The organism is Phocaeicola salanitronis DSM 18170, assembly GCF_000190575.1.
Lineage (GTDB): Bacteria > Bacteroidota > Bacteroidia > Bacteroidales > Bacteroidaceae > Phocaeicola > Phocaeicola salanitronis.
The window spans coordinates 1-19,280 of sequence record NC_015168.1 but is presented as its reverse complement, the minus strand read 5'-3'; the positions used below and the strand labels follow the sequence as shown (position 1 = coordinate 19,280).

Here is a 19,280-nt window from a genome sequence, read left to right as displayed (position 1 = left end):
TCTGCATTTAATAGTAATTTTGCCACTAATCAACTAATTTTAGTAATTTAGTTTTTCAGTTAGCATTTATAATCAACTGTATGGCAAAAATAGTATCAATAATCAACCACAAAGGAGGTGTCGGGAAAACGGCAACCGCGGCTAATTTGGGCGCAGCACTGCAAATTCGGGGGAAACGGGTACTGCTCATTGATATGGATGCACAGTCAAACCTGACGGACTGCCTAGGAGTTTCTACAGAACTTGACGATACCATTTATCAAGCCATGAGAGGCTACATCCCGCTTCCGATTGTAAAGAATGAGGACGGTCTGGATATTGTACCGTCATGTTTGGATATGTCAGCAATAGAAATGGAAATAATGCAAAAGTATGCACGGGAGCAGATTCTTCACAAATTGATCAGTCAGGTACAAGAACAATATGATTATATTCTTATAGATTGCCCTCCATCCTTATCTATACTGACTATCAACGCGATGACTGCTTCGGATTGCATCATTATCCCCGTAGAAGCAGAATACTTAGCAATGCGAGGAATGGGCAGGCTAACAAACGTCATCCATGAAGTAAAAAACAACCTGAATCCAAAACTGCGTATTTCTGGAATACTGATTACCAAATACGACAGACGGAAAAATTTCAACCAGGATATACAAGAGATAATCCGTGACACTTTTCAAGGGGATGTGTTCACTACTACAATCCGAACCAATGTCGCTATCGGAGAAGCAACAGCTGCTAAACATGATATATTCCACTATGCGCCAAAATCTTCAGGAGCGGAAGATTATGCCTCATTTTGTGATGAATTTCTTAAAAAAGAATCAACGTTCAATTAATACAACCGTATGGAAAACAAAAGGAACAACCTGAGAGAAAACATGAAAGCCGGGCTAAGTTCATTGGTAAGACCAACGACAGTAGCGGTAAAGCAATCGGATTTACGTACACAAGAAAAGCCCAAATATAAAACCTGCAATTACATAACAGACCCTTCACGCCACAACCGGCTGAAACGATATGCAACAGACAACGGAATGACCTTACTTCAGGCATTCAACGAAGCCATAGATCTATATTTAAGCGACAAGGGAGAAAGATATGCTCCATAGTTTAGTTTCCATAAAAAAAGGGATGCCACACACAGGCATCCCAAAAACATACAGACAAGGATTCACACATTCAATTTATTATCCAATCCAACCTCTTTTTTTCAAAACGACATCAGCTTAGAATTTCTTTCGCATGCCAATCGGCAGTTTCAGTTGTGAAAATTCGTCCCCGGCTACGATGTTCGCTCCGCCGTTCACATTTCTCATTTCTTCAATTGCAATCAGTCTGACTTTCCGTTCTAAATTTTTCTTTTCCATAAATTCATCATTTTATTGTTATACATTTTATTATAATTCAAATTCAAAAGATGTCAGAAGTTCGCCTGACAGGTTCATGGCGACCATGTCATTCTGTTTCACCCAATCGTTCCCGGAATCATCCCATCTATACAAAGCGATATAAAGCGCACCGTCAATGCTTTCATGATAAGTCTGCTTGGCAACCACATCAGCGTATTCCTGTTTGCCACTGTCCCATACGGCATACTCAATGGTATATCCGTTTTCATCATACATGTAATTCAAAATGTGCGATTTATCCCATTTCTCTGTTACGCAGTTCCACTTCAACACTTCTTTCTGTGCCAGACGTTGCTCTCCGTCATACACATAGTTGTATTTCAGAGTCGGAGACAGATACTTTCCACATACCGACTTATGGTACACAGCCTTGGCTGTGACAATTCCATCCTCAGAAGTTTCTGCATTGTATGCAAACCCACACTCGCCATATACGTTCAATGACGCTAAAAAAATCGTTGTTGCTGTAATAATTTCCATATCTTACTATTTTTTATTGTTTCGTCTTTATTTCCTTTTACTGACACAAAGGTAAGAAGGATGTATCCCCTTTCAGGTTATCAGAATGTTATCATTAAGTTAATCATCTTCATACTTTAAGATGTCGGCAGGCTGGCATTCCAAGGCTTTACAGATTCTCCCAAGCGTAGAAAACCTGACTGAAACGACACGGTTGTTTTTCAGGTTGGAAAGGTTGGCTATAGACACGCCTGTTTTTTCCGAAAGTTCATTCAACGTCATTCCTCTTTTATTTAAAACGACATCGAGATTTATCTTTATTGAATGCATAATTACAAGGCTGTTAATCTGTTAGTGAAAAGCAGGAATAGAAAGCCAGTATACGGTCTTTCAGCAGATAGGTATATTTAGCCTGTGACTGTTGCGAAAGTGCGTCGGCAAGTTTCATCTTGATTTCATTGTATTCGAATACAGTAGATTTACCGGCTGCATATTTTTCCAAGGCATACCGGTGCGCCTCCTGGTTGGCTATTACTGCTTTCGTGGTGGAACGGTATTTCTCGAATGCGGATATCGCATCCATATAAGCCTGCTCGATGTCTTTGTACAACTGCTTTTTCTCGTTTTCCAATGACAGTCTCGCATTATCCTCATCGATACGTGCCGCCCTCACCTGGTTCCGTGTGGAAAACCGGTCGAACAACGGGATGCTGATTGTAAAGCACAGGCTTTTCTGCATGTTGTTGTTAAGCTGCCTCTGGAACGTCTCACCAAGTCCGCTCCCGTTGTCGTAATAGTTCGTGTTGATTCCGGCTGCGAATGAAAGGGTCGGGTAATATCCGGACTTGGCTATCCGGATGCCTTTTGTCTTGCTCTGCAGGGTGTAATATGCCTGACGTATCTGAGGCATACAGGTTAGGGCGGACTGATAGATGCTCACCGGACTCAGCGTGTCGGCGATGGCAATCTCTCCGCCAAGCGAATCGATGTCAAACTGTTCATGCCCTTTCAGCTCCATCAGTTGTGCCAAGTCAAGATAAGCGAGCCGGAGGGAATTTCTCGCTTCGGTAGCGGTCAGTTCGTCATCCGCCAGCTGTGCACGCACATCATAAAGTTGTGATTCGGCAGCCTTCCCGTTCTCGATAAGAAGCTGCGTGCAGGTTTCCTGTTCCTTGGTCAACTGTATCTGCTCCAATGCTATCCGGTAGATTTCCTTGTTCAGAAGAATCTGGAAATAGGCTCCAGCCACGTTCAGCGACAGGTTGTTCTCTATCAGTTCCCGGTTCGCCTCTGCGGCAAGCAGGTCGAAGCGGTTCTGCGCAATGGATGCCGTCCGCTTGAATCCGGCAAATATCGGGATTTCCGTAGTTACAGAGAAAGACGAGTTCTGTATGTTGCTGTCCTCATACGTGTTGTTCTGGTTCAGCGATCGTCCGAATGTGAAGTTCTGCGAGGCACCTGCATTCAGATCCGGAAGAAAACTGTTTCTTAATGTATTCCTCTGCACTTTCAAGTTCTGAATCTGGTTATCGCTTTGCTTTACCTCAATGTTGTGTGTCACTGCATAGTCGATACACTCTGCAAGCGTCCATTTTTTCACTTGTGCCTGTACGTTTCCCTGACAGGCTAATAATCCGGCAAAAGCCAGTATAGATACTAATCCTTTCATATTTCGTCCTTTCTTATTCGTTTTTCGCTCTACAAAAGTAGACAGACAAAGCCACGGACGATGTTATCGGAAAGTTATCAAAAGGTTAAGAAAAATCCATTCCTACAACCCGAATATCGGATTATAGGAATGGAAACAGATTAATCCAACTGGTCAAACTGCTCGTTCCACAACCGGCTGTAGATTCCGCCAGAATTGAACAGTTCCTTGTGCGTACCCGTCTCGGCTACCTGACCCTTGTCGAGTACCACAATCCTATCCGCGTTCTTCACCGTGCTCAGGCGATGCGCAATGACAATGACGGTCTTTCCCCGTTTAGCCAGTGCGTCCAGCGTCTGCTTCACATGCTTCTCCGATATGGAATCCAGCGAGGAGGTCGCTTCATCAAAAATCAGAATCTCCGGTTCCTTATACAGGGCGCGTGCAATGGCAATGCGCTGCCTTTCACCTCCGGAAAGGGAAGCACCGTGCTCGCCGATATAGGTCATGTATCCGTTGGGCAGACGCTCGATGAAATCCTTCAGTCCGAGCTGTTCCACAAGGTCTACAATCCGTTTCATGTCCGGCTGCAGGTCTCCCACCGCAATGTTCTCGATGATTGTCCCGGCAAACAGCTCAATCTGCTGCGGAACAGTCCCCACCCTGCGGCGGAGGCTCCGATTGCTTATCTGGGCGATGTCATATTCGCCGATGCGGATCTGCCCGGACTGGATGGGATAGATATGCTGCAAAAGGGAGATCAGCGTGGTTTTTCCCGAACCGCTCTCACCGATGACAGCTGTGGTCTTTCCTTTTTCTATCTTCAGGTTAAGTCCTTTGAACACTTCTTTCCGCGAACCGTAACGGAACGACACATTCTCAAACGTGATGTCACCGATCATGTCCGGTTCAAGCTCTATCTTTTGGCTGTCGTCCTGTTCACGCTCCAGGTCCATAATCTGAAACAGGCGGTCGGCTGCAATCAGTGCGTCCTGAATGGTCTGGTTGGAGGATATCAGCGAGCCGATGGGCGAGATGACGTAGCTGATGAGCGAATAGAACACCATCAGCGTTCCCGGTGTCAGTTCCTTGTCGATGACCAGCACACTTCCCATCCAGAGCACCGCTATGGTGATGGCTGTGGAGACGAATTGGATGCCACCCTGTGCCATGATCGCTCCGTAAATGCTGCGGAACGTGTTCTTCAACAGATGCACGAAGCGGGTCTCCGTCTTCAGGTTGGCAAAGTCCTCGATGCCGAAACGCTTGATGGTGGAGATGGAGTTGATGGATTCCACCAGTTGTGCCTCCAAGTCCGCGCTGCTCTCCATAATGCCGCGCTGGTATTTCCGGTTCAGCCGGTTGAACCCCCAGAAGATAAGCAGGAAAAGCGGTGCGGATGCCAGCGTCACAAGGGCAAGCTCCCACGAATACACGAACATCAGACCTACGGAGAAAAGCAGGATCATCATGTTCACCACCAAATCGAGCGACACGTTGTTGATGAAGTTCCGGATTTTCACCGCATCGTTCACACGCGAGATGATCTCACCCACACGCATCGTGTCAAAGAACTGTTGCGGGAGCGTCAGCAGGTGCTTGTAATATCCCAGTATCAAGGCGGCATCGATGCGCTGTCCGGTCTTCAGTGCCAGGATGCTCTTCATGGCTCCGATAAAGGTGCGGAGAATCAGGATGACAATCATCACCACGCCCATCAGGTTGAGCAGGTTGATGTTTCCGTCCACTAATACGTAATCGGTAATCTTGCCTACATATACCGAGGTGGACAGTCCGAGAATACTGTATACCAACGCCCCGAACACCGCCTGCATCATGACGCTCTTGTGTGGTGCCAGCAGCGAGAAGAATTTCCGCGTCATGCTGGTTTTCATGTTCCCCTTCTTGAAGGTCTCTTCCGGTTCCATCAGCACAAGCACGCCCGTCCACATCCTCTTAAACTCTTCGTCCGTCACCTTGTGCATCCTTCCGTCTCCCGGATCCATATAGGTGATGTGTCCCTTTTCCACCTTATAGATGACCACGAAGTGCTGCAGGTGCTCATGTACGATTACATGGGCGATGGTCGGTTTCGGAACGATGGCAAGCGCTTCAAACTGTGCCCTCACGCCTTTTGCCGAAAGTCCGAGCCGGTTGGCAGCCTCTATCAGTCCCAACACGTTTGTTCCTTTCTGGTCGGTGAACGCGTACTGCCGGATGCGGGCAACCGGAAACTGAAGCCCGTAATGTGCGCAGACAGAGGCAAGGCATGCCGCGCCGCAGTCCGTAATGTCATGCTGTTTTATCTTGATTCCTTTCTTATACATAGTCATTCTGTTTTTTCCGTTTTTCCATTCAGTTTAATTTCGCTACCATTGTTTCGTTCTCATACTGTTTCGGGTTCACCCATCCGTCCATCTTCTGATAGAGCAGGTCGAACAGCGAACGGCGTGTCACCATGAAATGCGCATTCACCGTCATTCCTTTTTTCAGCTTCCCTACCCTTCCGTTCTTCAGCTGGAGATAATCACGCTCCATCTCGCATTTCACCTTGTAGAAGGAATTGCCTTGGCTGTCCGTCAGGAAGTCCGATGATATATCCTTTACTCTTCCCGGTATCGTTCCCCATTCGTTGTAATTGAACGATTCTACCTGCACGTTCACCGGCATACCCACGCTCATAAACCCGATGTTTCTCGGCGTGACATAGACCTCCAGGCAGAGCGTGGAGTCGGGACTGATAACCGCCAGCGACTGACCTGCCTGAATGCTGCTTCCGCGGTACACGCCGGAGAACTGGTCTACCGTCCCGTCCACCGGGCTGCGCACAATATACATGTCCTTGTCCTTTATCTCCTGATTCAGGCTGGAGTTCATCTCGTTGTATGTGTTCCGGTAGGTGTTCTGGTCTGCCTGCCAGGTGCTGAGCTGGCTCTGTACCAGCGATGCCAGTTCGTTCTGCTGGCTTTTCAACTTGAAGTAGTAACTGTCATATTCCTCTTCCGAAATGACCTTCTTCTCAAAAAGCGTCCTGTTCCGGGTGTATTCCTTTTCCGCCTGTGCCAGTGCCGTTTCCAGTTCCTGTTTCTTCCGGATGAAATAGGCGTATTCCTGCTGCCTTACCGGAGAACTGAACCGTTCCGGACGTTCGCCCTTCGCTAAAAAGGCAAGGTCGGCAAGCTGTGCGCTGCAGTCGTTCAACCGGCTGGTCTGGTAATTGATCTTGTAGTCCGAATTGTTGGTGCGGAACCGGAGAATCACATCTCCCTTGTTCACCTGGTCACCTTCCTTCACGAATACCGAATCCACAATTTCGGTAATGGAGGAAGTGATTTCAGCCTTTTCCGCAACCGGTCTCACTACGCCGCTTCCCTGTACGGAGATATCCACATAGACAAAGGGAAGTGCCACTAATGTGACGGTCACGGCAAGCAGGACAACCCAGTAGATCACCTGCGATTTCGTTGTGTGCTGATAGATGTACGTCTCGATACTGTTCTCTATCCATTCGTTCGGTAATAGCATATCTTTTTTAAATTAAAAACGGTTACTTCTGTTTCCTTTTCACAGGACAAAAGTAACCGTTCTAAAAAAGAGGATATGTTATGCTTATGTTATCGTTAGGTTAATGCTGGAATTCGTCTTTCGCAATACTTTTTGAAAGAAGGTTTATAAAAATGATAATAAAAGGTATTAATAATATCGTACAGATTATAGAACCTTCAAATCCAAATAATCCGCCATTTACTAAATTATAAGACGGCATATCCAAATTTATAATGGGCTGAAAGAATTCACAACCACTAACTTTAAACCCCAAAATTGATCCTTGTATCCAATTCCATGCACAATGAGCTATTACAGACACCCATAGACTTTTAGTATATAAAAAAATACATCCGTCTAAAATCCCAAACAAAAAGAGGTTAACAACAGAACAAACATTCACATTAGGATTTGCTAAATGCATTGCAGAGAAAACAATTGCAGTTATTATTAAACATAGCCATACATTTAGTCCAGATCGGCATAAACGTGTCAATAGATATCCTCTCATTATAATTTCCTCATAGAAAGCACCAAAAGTAAACATCAATAGACTCAAAGACAAGTCTTTCAAATTCCAATATACTGATACAATAGAGACATCACCACTTAATAAACAAATCAAAAAACCAATAACAAACACGATAAACGTCCACACAACAACCATACTTGAATGTTTCCATACAAAGTGAGTAGTACATAAACCCAATTCACTTAAAGGTCGTTTGTCTATAACATAATGTTGAAGTAAAATAGCTAATAAGACAATTATAGAAGAAATAATTGTAGACAAAAAGAAATATTTAACACTTTCAAATTCTGTTGAACCTATCAATGACAATGTGCTCTCTACTCCTATCAAAGATGCAATAAAAAGAAACACTAAAAATATCAACAAATCAGCCCATAATGGAACTCTATTTTTTTTCACAATATAACACATAAGCAAATAATCCAAATGAAGAAGATATAGTAAAGTTCACATTTATACTACATCTTCTTCATCTATTTAACATTTATCGAAACCATGATTTTACTTCATTCCATCCCTTATGGCAAAGTTCACCTATAGTAGTCATAAAACTTTTACCACCATAGATTTCTGAATTTTCTTTCTTACTAAGCTCTACATATGATTCATTCTTCATCATAAATACTCCTTTCTAATAGATAATTATTTTCATCAGTTTCATAAATCAATTAAAGATCTGGAACAGAATCCCATCCTTCCTTAAAATCACTTGCCATCTCATAAGATGCAATAAGAGCTTTAAACACTTCTGTCCAAATACCTCCTCCATTTACTTCACTCATTTCTTTCTGATTTAACTCAACCATAAATACATTTTCTTTCATACTGTTTTTCCGTTTAAATATTTTTAATCAATTTAATTATCTCACAATCAATCAATCTCATTTCATCCACTTCAGTTCTTTCATACTATTAAATTTTAATGCATTAAACATATACAGGCATTCTTCCATTCAAAACGTCTACAATCGTATTTATCCTTAATTCCGCAACATAATTGATAATTATTTTTATAAGTTCCTGAGCAACATTTTGTTGCCCAGGTTTTTGCCATGTCAGCGTTTTCACTTACCTTAGTGTTGCGAATCCAAAGACAAAGAAAACCGCAACAGGCATGGCAAAGGTAGCAATAAAATCCGAAAGACTCACTCCTTTTGGAGGCATATTTCCAATCATGGAGCAATTTACCTCCCTTCTCTCCTCTACAATTGACTCAACACTTGGGTTGAGATGCAAACTCTATGGTTATCAATACAGCGAAATCATCCGCTCCCTCCTATGCGTTTACTTCTGCGGCGGTTCTTGCGTTGAGGATGTCACCGCCCACTTAATGAGTCATCTTTCCCTTCACCCCACACTCCGCACCTGTAGCGCCGACACCATCCTTAGGGCAATAAACGAACTGACCCGGGAAAACATCTCATACACGTCTGATGCCGGAAAGTCCTATGATTTCAATACGGCAGACACACTCAACACATTGCTCCTGAATTGCCTGTTGTCCACAGGGCAGTTGAAAGAGGGCGGGGAGTATGACGTTGACTTTGACCACCAGTTCATTGAGGCGGAGAAGTACGATGCAAAGCCCACGTACAAGAAATTTCTTGGTTACAGGTCCGGTGTGGCCGTTATCGGCGACATGATTGTCGGCATAGAGAACAGCGACGGCAACACCAATGTACGCTTTCACCAGAAGGACACGCTAAAGAGGATTTTGGAGAGACTTGAAGAGAAGAAGCTGACAGTCAAACGCTTCAGGGCCGACTGCGGCTCATGCTCTGAAGACATTGTGGATGAGGTCAGGAAGCATTGCAGGACATTCTACATACGCGCCAACCGCTGCTGCTCGCTCTATGATGACATCTTCGCGCTCAGAGGGTGGAAGAAGGAAGAGATAAACGGCATCGTGTTTGAGTTGAACTCCATTCTCGTTGAGAAGTGGAAGGGCAAACCGTATCGCCTGGTAATCCAGAGACAGAGACGCATGGGCAGTGGACCGGACCTGTGGGAGGGGGGAATATACATACCGCTGCATCCTGACCAACGATTACGAATCATCCATGAGGGACATCGTGGAGTTCTATAACATGCGCGGTGGCAAGGAACGCGTCTTTGATGACATGAACAATGGGTTTGGATGGGACAGACTGCCTAAATCCTTCATGGCGGAAAATACCGTGTTCCTGCTCCTGACGGCACTGATACGCAATTTCTACAAGGCCATCATGCAAAGGATTGAAGTGAAGAAGTTCGGGCTCAAGGAAACCAGCCGTATCAAGACGTTTGTCTTCAAATTCATTTCAGTACCTGCCAAGTGGATTAAGACCGCAAGGCAATGTGTGCTGAATATCTACACCGACAACCATGCATATGCAGAAGCCTTCAAAACTTCTTCCGGATGATTTACATCACTTGATGGCCACTGATTGCGTATTGCCTCAAGTCGCTTTATGGGGTAAGGGGATGGTATGCGCATTGAAACGGACGCGAGGACTTAATGGTTATCTTACGAATCAAAAGTCCATTTCTCTTTATGTAGGTAGCACTTCGGGAATGGAGTTGCGGATTTAAGGTTTATCAAAATATCCAAGGCTCCACCGCCATTGATTTCCTGTTGTTCTTGCAGACTCATAGTACGCATCATTTCATTCTTTTCCATACACAACATTCTTACTTTACCAACAAATGATAATTCTCTCAATAGGATTCAATTTTTCCAACTGTTCCTCTGTTGGAGGAAAATACCCACCTGTAATTGACAGGTCCTCATCTTTGTTCAATTCTTTCATACACAATAAGTTTATTTGTTAATACTATTTTATTTTTAATTCTCTCAAATACCATTCTTCCACTATCTATGTTTAAGAATATCCAAGAGGATCGTGTTTTTCAAAAAATCCGGCAGTCCATGTTCCGTACAGCTTTCACCGTTAGGTCCAGGTGCTACTCCGCCATTCACGTTTTTCAATTCTTCAATCTCTAAAGTTTTCAATTCATTCTTTTTCATACGCTTTTCTATTTAATTGTTTATTAAACTCTTTGTTTGTTTTACTGATGCAAAGATAAAACAACATTATTGGGAATTATGTTACCTTTATGTTATCGTTAGGTTAATGATTTTCATACATATCATTTAATCATCTTTTCCTCGCGTTACATCTACATAGACCCATTCACCATTTAAAACCATCCATTCACCACCAAAAATTTCAATCATTTCATTTTTTTCTAAATCTTGTATCTGTTTCATACTCTATATATTTTTTATTATTAAGATGCTGCAAATATCAAAATAAACAGATTCATTATATGTTATTTCTATGTTATCTAAATGTTATTTATTATCTTTGCCTCAAAAAATGAGATACAATAATTTCATATTATGCTTTACACTTTTAGGTATTATATCTATATTATCATTGCAATATGTATGGCTTAACAATACCTATATCCTTATTAAGAATAACATTTTCATTGAATGCAATAATATAATAGAAGAAGCATTAAAAAAAGAAACAAGCATTATAGCAAAACAACTTCCAGAAGGAACACGAATAATAGGTGGTGCAAACACTGATTCTATTCCACAGTCAACTTATCTATATGAAGGAATATCAAAATTAGGATATAAATTATCACTTCAAAGAATTGATTCCATTACAAATCTCTTACTAAAGGAAAAAAACATCAACAATCGTTTTTATATTAGAATCATAAACCCTAAGAATGAAGAAATTTATGCAAGTTACAATAAATGTAATCAAAAAAACGCATTGACTACAATAGAATCCAAAGTTATTCCTATAAAAGTAGATTTATCAAAAGGAATACAACTGGTTCTTGAAAATCCACAAATATCAATTTTTGAACGAATGAATATCCTTTTAATATCAACTATCATTATTATGATTTTTGTTATCGGATGCATTATATACCAAGTCAAAATTGTATCTAAACAAAAAAAAATCTTTCAAATACGTGAAGACTTTTCCTATGCAATGGTGCATGACATGAAAACTCCGCTTACCACCATATTCACGGCATTGAGCTTCCTGCACAGCGGAAGGCTGGATGACAAGCCGGAGACAAAAGAGAAATTCTTCAATGTCGCCAAGGAAGAGGCGGACCGCCTGCTGACACTGACCAACAAGCTGCTCACCATATCGAAACTGGAGAACAAGAAGATGAAGATGGAGTGTGAAAAGATTGCGCTGGAGCCGATGCTCGTCAGGCTGGCGGATAAGTTCAAGGTGAAATCACACAAGCCCGTATCGTTCGAGTTTGATTTGCAAACACCGGAGATATACGCCGATGCGGAATACATCGAAGAGGTATTCAGTAACCTGATAGATAATTCCATCAAATATTCCAAAGAGCGTGTGGACATACGCGTCTCGTCATCGAAAAACGACCTTTATTCCATCATCAAGATATACGACAATGGTCTTGGCATATCGGAAAAGGATCAGCGCAGCATCTTCAACAAATACGAGCGGGCGGCGGCTGGAAGCAGGAGCAACAAGAAGAAAGCGTCTGGTTTCGGACTGGGTCTGAATTTCGTGCAGCAGGTAATCGAAGCGCACAAAGGAAAAATCTTCGTCAACAGCATAGAAGGTGAGTTTACTGAATTTATTATCTATTTACCCTTAATGGTCAAAGAACTATGATAAAGCTACTACTCGTTGAAGACGATGTGAACTTATGCTACATCGTACAGGCAGGTCTGCAGGATGTAATCGGCGGCTATGAAGTGATTACCGCCGGAAACGGACTGGAAGGTCTGCACGCTTGGGAGGAACACAAACCTGACATCATCATATCCGACATCGACATGCCCGAAATGGACGGGTTCGAGATGGTAAGGCGCATCCGTGAGACGGACGGAGACACGCCAATCCTGTTCGCTTCCGCCATGACATCGCCCAAAGACGTGAAACACGGCTACGAACTGGGCGTGAACAACTACGTAAAGAAGCCGTTTGTCCCGGAAGAGATAGACGCACACATCCACGCCATCCTGAAAATGAAGGAAGGTGCCAGAAGCAGGTCGGTAGAGGGGCACTGCAGGTTCAGCCATTACACGCTTGACACCGTACATGCCACCCTGCGTGATGACAACACGGGTAAAATCCGTGTATTGACCACAACGGAAGCCAAAATCCTGCAGCTTCTCGCCGAAAACAAGAATGAGGTCATCCGCCGCGAAGCCATCCTGAGCCGATGCTGGAATACGGAAGACGATTTTTTCGCGTCCCGTAGCCTCGATGTATTTGTCACCAAACTCCGCAAGCTCTTTACCGATGATCCGGATGTGGAGATTAAGACCGCGAGAGGTGTCGGACTGATGCTGGTGGCAAAGTAACGTATCGGAATTACATAACCTTACGGAAAAGGATTCCATTCAGGTTCCCTTTTCCGTACTTTCCCTGTCCTTTAAATAGGCGTACAGGGTGGCTTTGCTTATGCCTGAAGCCTTGAGAATGTCAGACACGGGACACGCACGGGAATCATAAAGCTTCATGGCAAGTTCTATGCGCCCCGCATCGGCTTTCGGTCTCCCACCCTTGCGTCCCCTTGCCCGTGCGGATTCCAGCCCTTCAAGGGTTCTTTCCCGGATAATGTCACGCTCAAACTGGCTCACGCCTGAGAATACGGCAAAAAGCAGTTTACCTTGCGGAGTGGTCGTGTCAAGCCAAGGCTCTTTAATCGAACGCAGATCCGCACCCGTTGCGCCAATACGTTCAGCCAGCATAAAAAGCTCCTTTACGGAACGCCCCAACCTAGTCAGCTCGCATACGATGACTGTATCTCCTTCACGAAGCGCATCCAGCATCCTATCCAGTTCAGGTCTTATTTTTCCTGCGCCAGACACTTTTTCCTGATAAATCCGCTCGCATCCCTCTTTTTTCAACCGGTCTATCTGCCGGTCAAGGTGCTGGTCATTCTTCGAAACCCTTGCATATCCTATAATCATGGTCTTGTCTGTAATATGTCATACATACTATTTTTCATACTTTGATAAAAAGACCGGTTTTCAGACAAACAGGAACAGCATTTCCTACACAACTTGGAAAGACCGGAACGTGTATGAAAAACCTTCGTTTTTTAAAATTCGCTATTCTGATTTCGTTTCGTTTTCAAACAAGCGGAGTTGACGCCTGTCGCTATCCTCCTTGTTTCTTTTCACCAACCGTTCACGTTCAAATTCCAACATCCCTGAAACCGTCTGCCTGAACAAAGCCCTTTGCGTTTCATTGGTTTTGTGTGGAGCGAATTTGTCTCCTTCTTCACGAATCCAGTCCGAATAAATATCAATGAATGCCTGTACAAGTTCCTCCATTGATGCAGGTACACGCATGACTACCGAATGGATGCCGGCACGGCTTTTCCTACCTGCTCCCTCCCGTTTTCCGCCTCTCTTTGATTTTGATACATTTTCATTTCCCATACTTCCAATTTATCAAATTTATCTGTTTTTATTCCTTCACAGTGATATGTGCATCAACAAAGCAACCACCGAATCCGGAATTTTCGTCAGGTTGCGTATAACTGACCGTGACAAGGGTTTGACCAAGGAATGTTTCAATCTTGTCTATAACAGCCTCCATTGGTCTGCCTAAGCCTGTGGATTCAGCGGACACCGATACCAAATCTCCTTCTTTCATCTTCTTTAAATTTTTATTCTTATCCACCATAAATGACACCTTTTTTCATCGCAAAAGTACAATAAATATTGATTATGTAACAATTTCAATAGTTAATCTACATGAATTTGATACAATGAAATTACTTTCGGAAAAATGGCTTCTAATGGATGCACTCGTCGGGAGTGCGGGTGCACCCCCTTGCCGTGCAGGCGTTCCCCGACCGATGATTTTTCTGAGTGTACTTTGTGTACCGACCTATGTGCTCTTTCCACACTTGGCATTTGCAAATTCCGTCCGAATGGCTTAACTTTGCTTGCGAGGTTATAGCACACTATGACCCTAAAGGGTCGTGTGCGAGGGGACACCCCTCGACCCCGTCCGCCATCGGCAAGCTCGATGGCGATGCAAACGGATATCCACCAACGAAAAGAGAAAGGTTATGGCAAAGACAAGCATCAACGTAAGACCCTGCAACATCGGCAGCGCGGAACGGCACAACCTCCGCAGCAAGGAACTCGACTACATACGCCCGGAACTCTCCCACCGCAACGAGCAATGGTCGGAAATGAGGATTGCGGACGTGCTGGAGGACATAAGGGAAAAGTACAGGCAGCACACCGGGCAGTCCATGCAGAAGAAGGCGACACCCATCCGCGAGGGAGTGGTCGTGATCGAGGACGGCACGACACTCCGGCAGCTACAGGACTTTGCCGGGAGGTTGGAGGAACGTTTCGGAATACACACGTTCCAAATCTACACGCACAAGGACGAAGGAGCCGGCGTTTGGGACGGGAACGCGGAAACATGGAAGCCGAACTACCATGCGCACATGATTTTCGACTGGACGGACGGGGAAACAGGGAGAACCCGGAAGCTGAACAAGCAGGACATGGCGGAAATGCAGACCATACTGGCGGAATGCCTTGGCATGGAAAGGGGCATTTCTTCCGACCGTAAGCACCTTTCCGCCATCCAGTACAAGAATATGGTCGAAGCGGAGAAAGCGGCGCAAATCGAAAAAGAATGCCGTAAGATGGAGAATGAGCGCAACGTCATAGAGGAAAAAGTGAAACAGGCAGGGGAAAAGCTGGAGGACACCCAAAAGAAGCTCAAAGAAGCAGCCGCTGAAATAAAGGTGGAAAAGCTGAAAGGGGCGGCAGCCGACACGGGGACAGCCTTGCTGAAAGCCGGAACTACCGTCATCGATGCTACAGCCAGCCTTTTCAACTCCGGAAAGGTCAAACGGCAGGAGCAGGAGATAGCAGAACTGAAAAGGGAGAATTTTGAACTGGAGATGAAAAGCCAGAACCTCCAGAGCAACCTGCGTACAGCAAACGCCCAAAACGAAAGGGAACGGGAAGCCACACGCAGGGCTGTCAGAACCGGAGAGGAAAGGCTGAAGCCGATAACCGAGTTGTTCCCCTGCATGGAAAACGCCAAAGAGAACATCGATGAACTCCGGACAATGGGGGTCGGTGATAACGATATCCGGCTCCTGCTTACAGGAAAAGAAATAACCTATTCAGGATTCCTGTACGATCGGGAACGCAGAAAAAAGCATCAGGTCAAGGACGTGAAAATAGACATAGCCAAAAGCAAGTCTGGCAACACGACCATTTGGCTGAACGATTTTCACTTCAAGGAATTTTTCAAACAGCTATGGATAAGACTACAGAAGATACTCGGATTAGGCACAAACAAGGGTGTCCATATGTAATTATGTTTTTCAACATGAATTAAATATATAATTACATAAATATACATAATTTAACACGCAGAAAAATCCGTCCCTATTCCTGCTATGCTGACAATTTGCTTTTCCTTTTCAACGGAATTATGACTTTTGGAATGGATTTCGTGACATTCCGCTAAAAAATTCTTTGACTTGTTTATATGCATAACTTGTATATACTTATCGACTTTTTTGTTTTAACTAAATTTCAGCTGATTATCAATTAATTACAGAAAGAATTTAACATCTTATTATGACTTTTGGAATACAAACTATGACTTTTGGAATGGATTTTTTGCCTCAAACTATGACTTTTGGAATGGATTTTTATATTATCGATGACTTTCATTTGTACAAGTCATAATAATAGCTATCTTTGCAAAACAACATAAAGCCAATTGGATTATGGAACGCACGAAACAGAAAAAAAACAACGGAGTAGTAGTCAGAAACAAAGACCAGATACAAAGCTACATCATGACTACGGCAAAATATGATTTCAATGTGTACGAAAAAAGAATTCTATACAGGCTTGTAGAACTTGCCCAATGTGAATTGCAGGGGTTGAAATTCCCGGAAGATTGTAGAAAAGTGGAACACACGCTTTGGGGAAACTTAATAGTGACCCTCCCGGTCACATCGATACTATCCAATGAAGATGACAATAACTATGCGAAAGCAAAAAAAGCCTTGATAGCCTTGTCTCAGAAATATTTTGAATATGAAGATGAAAAAACATGGGAAAAGATAAATATCATTGTTTTGCCAAAAATTCAAAAATACAAGAGCACGTTCACGTTTCAAATAGACCCAAGGATTTGGAGCTGCTGCCTTGACTTCACTAAAGGATTCCGCAAATACGAGTTAGTGACAGCCATGAACTTCAAAAGCGTCTATACAATGCGCTTCTATGAACTGATGAGCGGTCAGAAAGCGAAAATGTCATTCTCACTTAACCATCTCAAGGAAATGTTCCAGGTAACCGACAAATACAAACTGACGGCAGATTTCATACGGAAAGTCATTGAGCCGGCAAAAAAAGAGCTGGACGAGTGCTCCCCCTATACTTTCGAGTGGACCCCTCAGAAAGAAGGAAAGAAAATTGTCGGGTTCTGTTTTTATCCGATAGTACAGCCGCAGTTCAGGGATAATGACCTCTACCGGCAGGAAATCCAGAAGCAGACAAACCTTTCGTGGGATCTGAACAGGCAAGTGCTTGGCTACTTGAAGCTCTCGCTTGGATTTTCAGACAAGGAAATCAAGAACAACCGGGCTGTTTTCATTGCCGCACAGTTCGAACTGCCGGACATTATGGGTGAACTGGCTATACTAAAAGGAAAATCGAGAGACAAGGGAAACCCCAAAGGGTATATCATCAATGCACTTAAAGGAAAACTGAAGGACAAACAAGGATGAAGCCGGGATATTTGAAACGGATAATCCCGGCTTCAATTGTTATAGGTCTCTTATTTTTTGGATTGTCCTGTCAGGCAGCACATCCAACCCATAGAACAATTCATTCTTGTTGTACCCCAAAAAACCAACATACTTCAGGATTTGGTTGTAATTGGATTGTGCAAATTCCACGTCCTTGTTTCCGTCCATGTCAAAACATATGGGTTCATGGTGGGCAATTCGGTTCCTGAAACTTTTGATTTCCATCAACTCGTTGTAAATTGCCCTTTGCCCCAACCCTTTGGTCTTGTGCGGAAAGATAGCCAATAGACTCTGACCGCCTTTCCGAAATGGCTGTTTGTTGAAAAGATAGGTCCAGAAGCCGAAGCTTACCGAAGATACCAACCTGTCATGCGTGTACTTCCCCGCATCCGATAGTTTTGAGATGTAACGGGTTACATCTGATACCTGTGGACTGCTCTCTAACATTCCTCCTGCATGAATCTGCGTCCGAATCCAATCTTCATCACCGAAATGACGCTTATAGTGTTCATTTACCGCATTGCGAAAAACGACTTCAAACAATCCAAGTACGCCATAAAATTTCTGACACAATTTCAAATTGTACCTGTATAGTATGAGTGCCTTATTCTTGTCTCCAGCACAAGCATTTAGGTATCTGCTTAAACGGGCTTGGGAGAAAGCCGCTTCATAATCTTTATATTTCATGATTTCTATCGTTTTATTTGCAAATATAAATACAAATGCGTACTTTTGCAAAGTAATCCCCTGTCGTCCCTGTCGAAAGACAAACTTCAGGGTTTTGTTTTTTATGCCATTATACAGAATAAAGAACCGGCTTCGATTCGCCGACAATCCAGTTTCATTTAATCCTCCAAAAACAGCATATTACACTCTTCGCACCTAATCCACAAACCAGATTTTCCCCATACATGGTTTCCACATCCGCAAGTGTATCTCTTGCGTTTCCCGCTTTTCTCCCAATCCCCCTCCTTATCTTCAGCTTTTTCTGTATCTGCAGATTTTCCCGGTGGAGGTACAGGCACTGGAAGCATCCGGAAAGAAGCAGGCAAAGGTCTGTATTTCAAACGTAGGTTCTCCAATTCATCAGCCCCAAGCGCATTGAAAACCTTATCAAACAAGCCGCCTTCAATTACATAATGGGACATCTGTTGCCCTGTTTGTTTCCCTCCCGGTTCCCCCGTGTCTGTCGGCATCAGACCGACCTGTATCATTTTAGACGCCAATTGCTTGTTATGATAACAGTTCCGGCTTGGATTCCCAAAATCATGCTGCCAAAGATGGCACATTTCGTGTACTAAAGTCGAATGCCATTCTTTATCCGGTCGATCCATAAAATCAGGATTGATACTGATTTCATGGATGATTTTCTTTTGCATTGAATCCCCTTTCCATCGGTCTGCAGCGAAAAAACCATAAGAACCTCCCTTCCGGCTCATATTCACAATGCATTCTGGCAGTTTCCCTTCGAACAGGCGGTTATTATAAAACTGAAACAAATCGTCAAGCGTCTTAAACTGTATCGTTGTTATCATTTTTCTGATGTTTATTTTCTTGCAAAAATATTATTTTTAATGTACATTACAAAAAAAATAGGTTATTAGTTGTTTAGTTTATTAGTGAATTAGTGTATATACATATTTTATATTTCATTGTTTATCAAATATTTATATAAAATATAATGTACATTACAAATATTAGTATTTTAGTGGATTAGTGGAAATAACACACATAATGCATAAATATTAAATTCTTATTCTAAAAATAGTCCAATAAGGATATGTCCTATTCCATCTTAAAATGCAATAGAGAAAACGGGAGTGAATAAACGGGAAAAATAAAATCGTTGATTCATTTGATTTAT

The 19,280-nt window shown here is 43.2% G+C and carries 22 protein-coding genes and 1 pseudogene; 7 read left to right on the top strand and 16 right to left on the bottom strand.

Features of this window, described 5'->3' with window-relative positions; all coding sequences use genetic code 11:
* The first annotated feature begins 80 nt into the window (after nucleotides 1-80).
* Nucleotides 81-842, top strand: coding sequence for a ParA family protein (locus BACSA_RS18770; protein WP_013622886.1), 762 nt, complete (start codon nucleotides 81-83; stop codon nucleotides 840-842).
* Nucleotides 843-851: 9 nt separating this feature from the next.
* The gene (locus BACSA_RS18765; protein ID WP_013622885.1) at nucleotides 852-1,115 is read left to right on the top strand and encodes a hypothetical protein; all 264 of its coding nucleotides are present in this window, start codon (nucleotides 852-854) and stop codon (nucleotides 1,113-1,115) included.
* Nucleotides 1,116-1,232: 117 nt separating this feature from the next.
* On the opposite strand, the gene BACSA_RS20370 is transcribed toward BACSA_RS18765, so the two are convergent.
* The 9 genes from BACSA_RS20370 to BACSA_RS20365 form a co-directional block, all read right to left on the bottom strand.
* A complete protein-coding gene (locus tag BACSA_RS20370; protein ID WP_013622884.1) occupies nucleotides 1,233-1,373 on the bottom strand; it encodes a hypothetical protein in 141 nt (46 codons plus the stop codon).
* A 30-nt stretch (nucleotides 1,374-1,403) separates the two neighbouring features.
* Nucleotides 1,404-1,895 (bottom strand): DUF3836 domain-containing protein, encoded by a 492-nt coding sequence (locus BACSA_RS18760; RefSeq protein ID WP_013622883.1) that lies wholly within the window; start codon nucleotides 1,893-1,895, stop codon nucleotides 1,404-1,406.
* Nucleotides 1,896-1,994: 99 nt separating this feature from the next.
* Nucleotides 1,995-2,204, bottom strand: a complete 210-nt coding sequence (locus BACSA_RS18755) for a helix-turn-helix domain-containing protein (protein WP_013622882.1) — start codon at nucleotides 2,202-2,204, stop codon at nucleotides 1,995-1,997.
* A 13-nt stretch (nucleotides 2,205-2,217) separates the two neighbouring features.
* Entirely contained in the window at nucleotides 2,218-3,543 is a 1,326-nt protein-coding gene (locus BACSA_RS18750) for a TolC family protein (protein ID WP_013622881.1), read from the bottom strand.
* Nucleotides 3,544-3,683: 140 nt separating this feature from the next.
* The gene (locus BACSA_RS18745; RefSeq protein ID WP_013622880.1) at nucleotides 3,684-5,849 is read right to left on the bottom strand and encodes a peptidase domain-containing ABC transporter; all 2,166 of its coding nucleotides are present in this window, start codon (nucleotides 5,847-5,849) and stop codon (nucleotides 3,684-3,686) included.
* 28 nt (nucleotides 5,850-5,877) lie between these two features.
* Nucleotides 5,878-7,047 (bottom strand): HlyD family secretion protein, encoded by a 1,170-nt coding sequence (locus BACSA_RS18740; protein ID WP_013622879.1) that lies wholly within the window; start codon nucleotides 7,045-7,047, stop codon nucleotides 5,878-5,880.
* A 100-nt stretch (nucleotides 7,048-7,147) separates the two neighbouring features.
* Nucleotides 7,148-7,999 (bottom strand): CPBP family intramembrane glutamic endopeptidase, encoded by an 852-nt coding sequence (locus BACSA_RS18735; protein ID WP_169311471.1) that lies wholly within the window; start codon nucleotides 7,997-7,999, stop codon nucleotides 7,148-7,150.
* Nucleotides 8,000-8,084: 85 nt separating this feature from the next.
* Nucleotides 8,085-8,219 carry a hypothetical protein gene (locus tag BACSA_RS20775; RefSeq protein ID WP_013622877.1) on the bottom strand — a complete coding sequence of 45 codons (135 nt, stop codon included), beginning with the start codon at nucleotides 8,217-8,219 and terminating at the stop codon, nucleotides 8,085-8,087.
* 49 nt (nucleotides 8,220-8,268) lie between these two features.
* Nucleotides 8,269-8,424, bottom strand: coding sequence for a hypothetical protein (locus tag BACSA_RS20365; RefSeq protein WP_013622876.1), 156 nt, complete (start codon nucleotides 8,422-8,424; stop codon nucleotides 8,269-8,271).
* 290 nt (nucleotides 8,425-8,714) lie between these two features.
* On the opposite strand from BACSA_RS20365, the pseudogene BACSA_RS18730 reads away from it, so the two are divergent.
* Nucleotides 8,715-10,002 (top strand): annotated as a pseudogene (locus BACSA_RS18730) (IS1380-like element IS615 family transposase).
* A gap of 104 nt (nucleotides 10,003-10,106) precedes the next feature.
* On the opposite strand, the gene BACSA_RS20360 reads toward BACSA_RS18730, so the two are convergent.
* Complete coding sequence (locus BACSA_RS20360; protein WP_013622875.1) at nucleotides 10,107-10,259, bottom strand: hypothetical protein; 153 nt, start codon at nucleotides 10,257-10,259, stop codon at nucleotides 10,107-10,109.
* 192 nt (nucleotides 10,260-10,451) lie between these two features.
* Entirely contained in the window at nucleotides 10,452-10,607 is a 156-nt protein-coding gene (locus tag BACSA_RS19610; RefSeq protein ID WP_013622873.1) for a bacteriocin-type signal sequence, read from the bottom strand.
* A 1,003-nt stretch (nucleotides 10,608-11,610) separates the two neighbouring features.
* Here BACSA_RS19610 and BACSA_RS20905 point away from each other — a divergent pair.
* Together BACSA_RS20905 and BACSA_RS18715 are read left to right on the top strand one after the other, a co-directional pair.
* Entirely contained in the window at nucleotides 11,611-12,267 is a 657-nt protein-coding gene (locus tag BACSA_RS20905; RefSeq protein ID WP_245546629.1) for a sensor histidine kinase, read from the top strand.
* On the top strand, nucleotides 12,264-12,962 hold the full coding sequence (locus tag BACSA_RS18715) for a response regulator transcription factor (protein ID WP_013622870.1): 699 nt from the start codon (nucleotides 12,264-12,266) through the stop codon (nucleotides 12,960-12,962). The genes BACSA_RS20905 and BACSA_RS18715 overlap by 4 nt, the downstream gene beginning before the upstream one ends.
* A gap of 39 nt (nucleotides 12,963-13,001) precedes the next feature.
* On the opposite strand, the gene BACSA_RS18710 is transcribed toward BACSA_RS18715, so the two are convergent.
* The 3 genes from BACSA_RS18710 to BACSA_RS18700 all read right to left on the bottom strand — a co-directional run bounded on the left by BACSA_RS18710 (nucleotide 13,002) and on the right by BACSA_RS18700 (nucleotide 14,295).
* Nucleotides 13,002-13,574, bottom strand: coding sequence for a recombinase family protein (locus BACSA_RS18710; RefSeq protein WP_013622869.1), 573 nt, complete (start codon nucleotides 13,572-13,574; stop codon nucleotides 13,002-13,004).
* 141 nt (nucleotides 13,575-13,715) lie between these two features.
* Complete coding sequence (locus tag BACSA_RS18705) at nucleotides 13,716-14,048, bottom strand: hypothetical protein (protein WP_013622868.1); 333 nt, start codon at nucleotides 14,046-14,048, stop codon at nucleotides 13,716-13,718.
* Nucleotides 14,049-14,076: 28 nt separating this feature from the next.
* Nucleotides 14,077-14,295 carry a hypothetical protein gene (locus tag BACSA_RS18700; RefSeq protein WP_013622867.1) on the bottom strand — a complete coding sequence of 73 codons (219 nt, stop codon included), beginning with the start codon at nucleotides 14,293-14,295 and terminating at the stop codon, nucleotides 14,077-14,079.
* A gap of 391 nt (nucleotides 14,296-14,686) precedes the next feature.
* On the opposite strand from BACSA_RS18700, the gene BACSA_RS18695 reads away from it, so the two are divergent.
* Together BACSA_RS18695 and BACSA_RS18690 are read left to right on the top strand one after the other, a co-directional pair.
* Nucleotides 14,687-15,964, top strand: a complete 1,278-nt coding sequence (locus BACSA_RS18695) for a hypothetical protein (RefSeq protein ID WP_013622866.1) — start codon at nucleotides 14,687-14,689, stop codon at nucleotides 15,962-15,964.
* A gap of 420 nt (nucleotides 15,965-16,384) precedes the next feature.
* Complete coding sequence (locus BACSA_RS18690; RefSeq protein WP_013622865.1) at nucleotides 16,385-17,395, top strand: replication initiation protein; 1,011 nt, start codon at nucleotides 16,385-16,387, stop codon at nucleotides 17,393-17,395.
* A gap of 39 nt (nucleotides 17,396-17,434) precedes the next feature.
* On the opposite strand, the gene BACSA_RS18685 is transcribed toward BACSA_RS18690, so the two are convergent.
* Nucleotides 17,435-18,103 carry an Abi family protein gene (locus tag BACSA_RS18685; protein WP_013622864.1) on the bottom strand — a complete coding sequence of 223 codons (669 nt, stop codon included), beginning with the start codon at nucleotides 18,101-18,103 and terminating at the stop codon, nucleotides 17,435-17,437.
* Nucleotides 18,104-18,261: 158 nt separating this feature from the next.
* Nucleotides 18,262-18,951 carry a SprT-like domain-containing protein gene (locus tag BACSA_RS18680; RefSeq protein WP_013622863.1) on the bottom strand — a complete coding sequence of 230 codons (690 nt, stop codon included), beginning with the start codon at nucleotides 18,949-18,951 and terminating at the stop codon, nucleotides 18,262-18,264.
* Nucleotides 18,952-19,280: the final 329 nt, after the last annotated feature.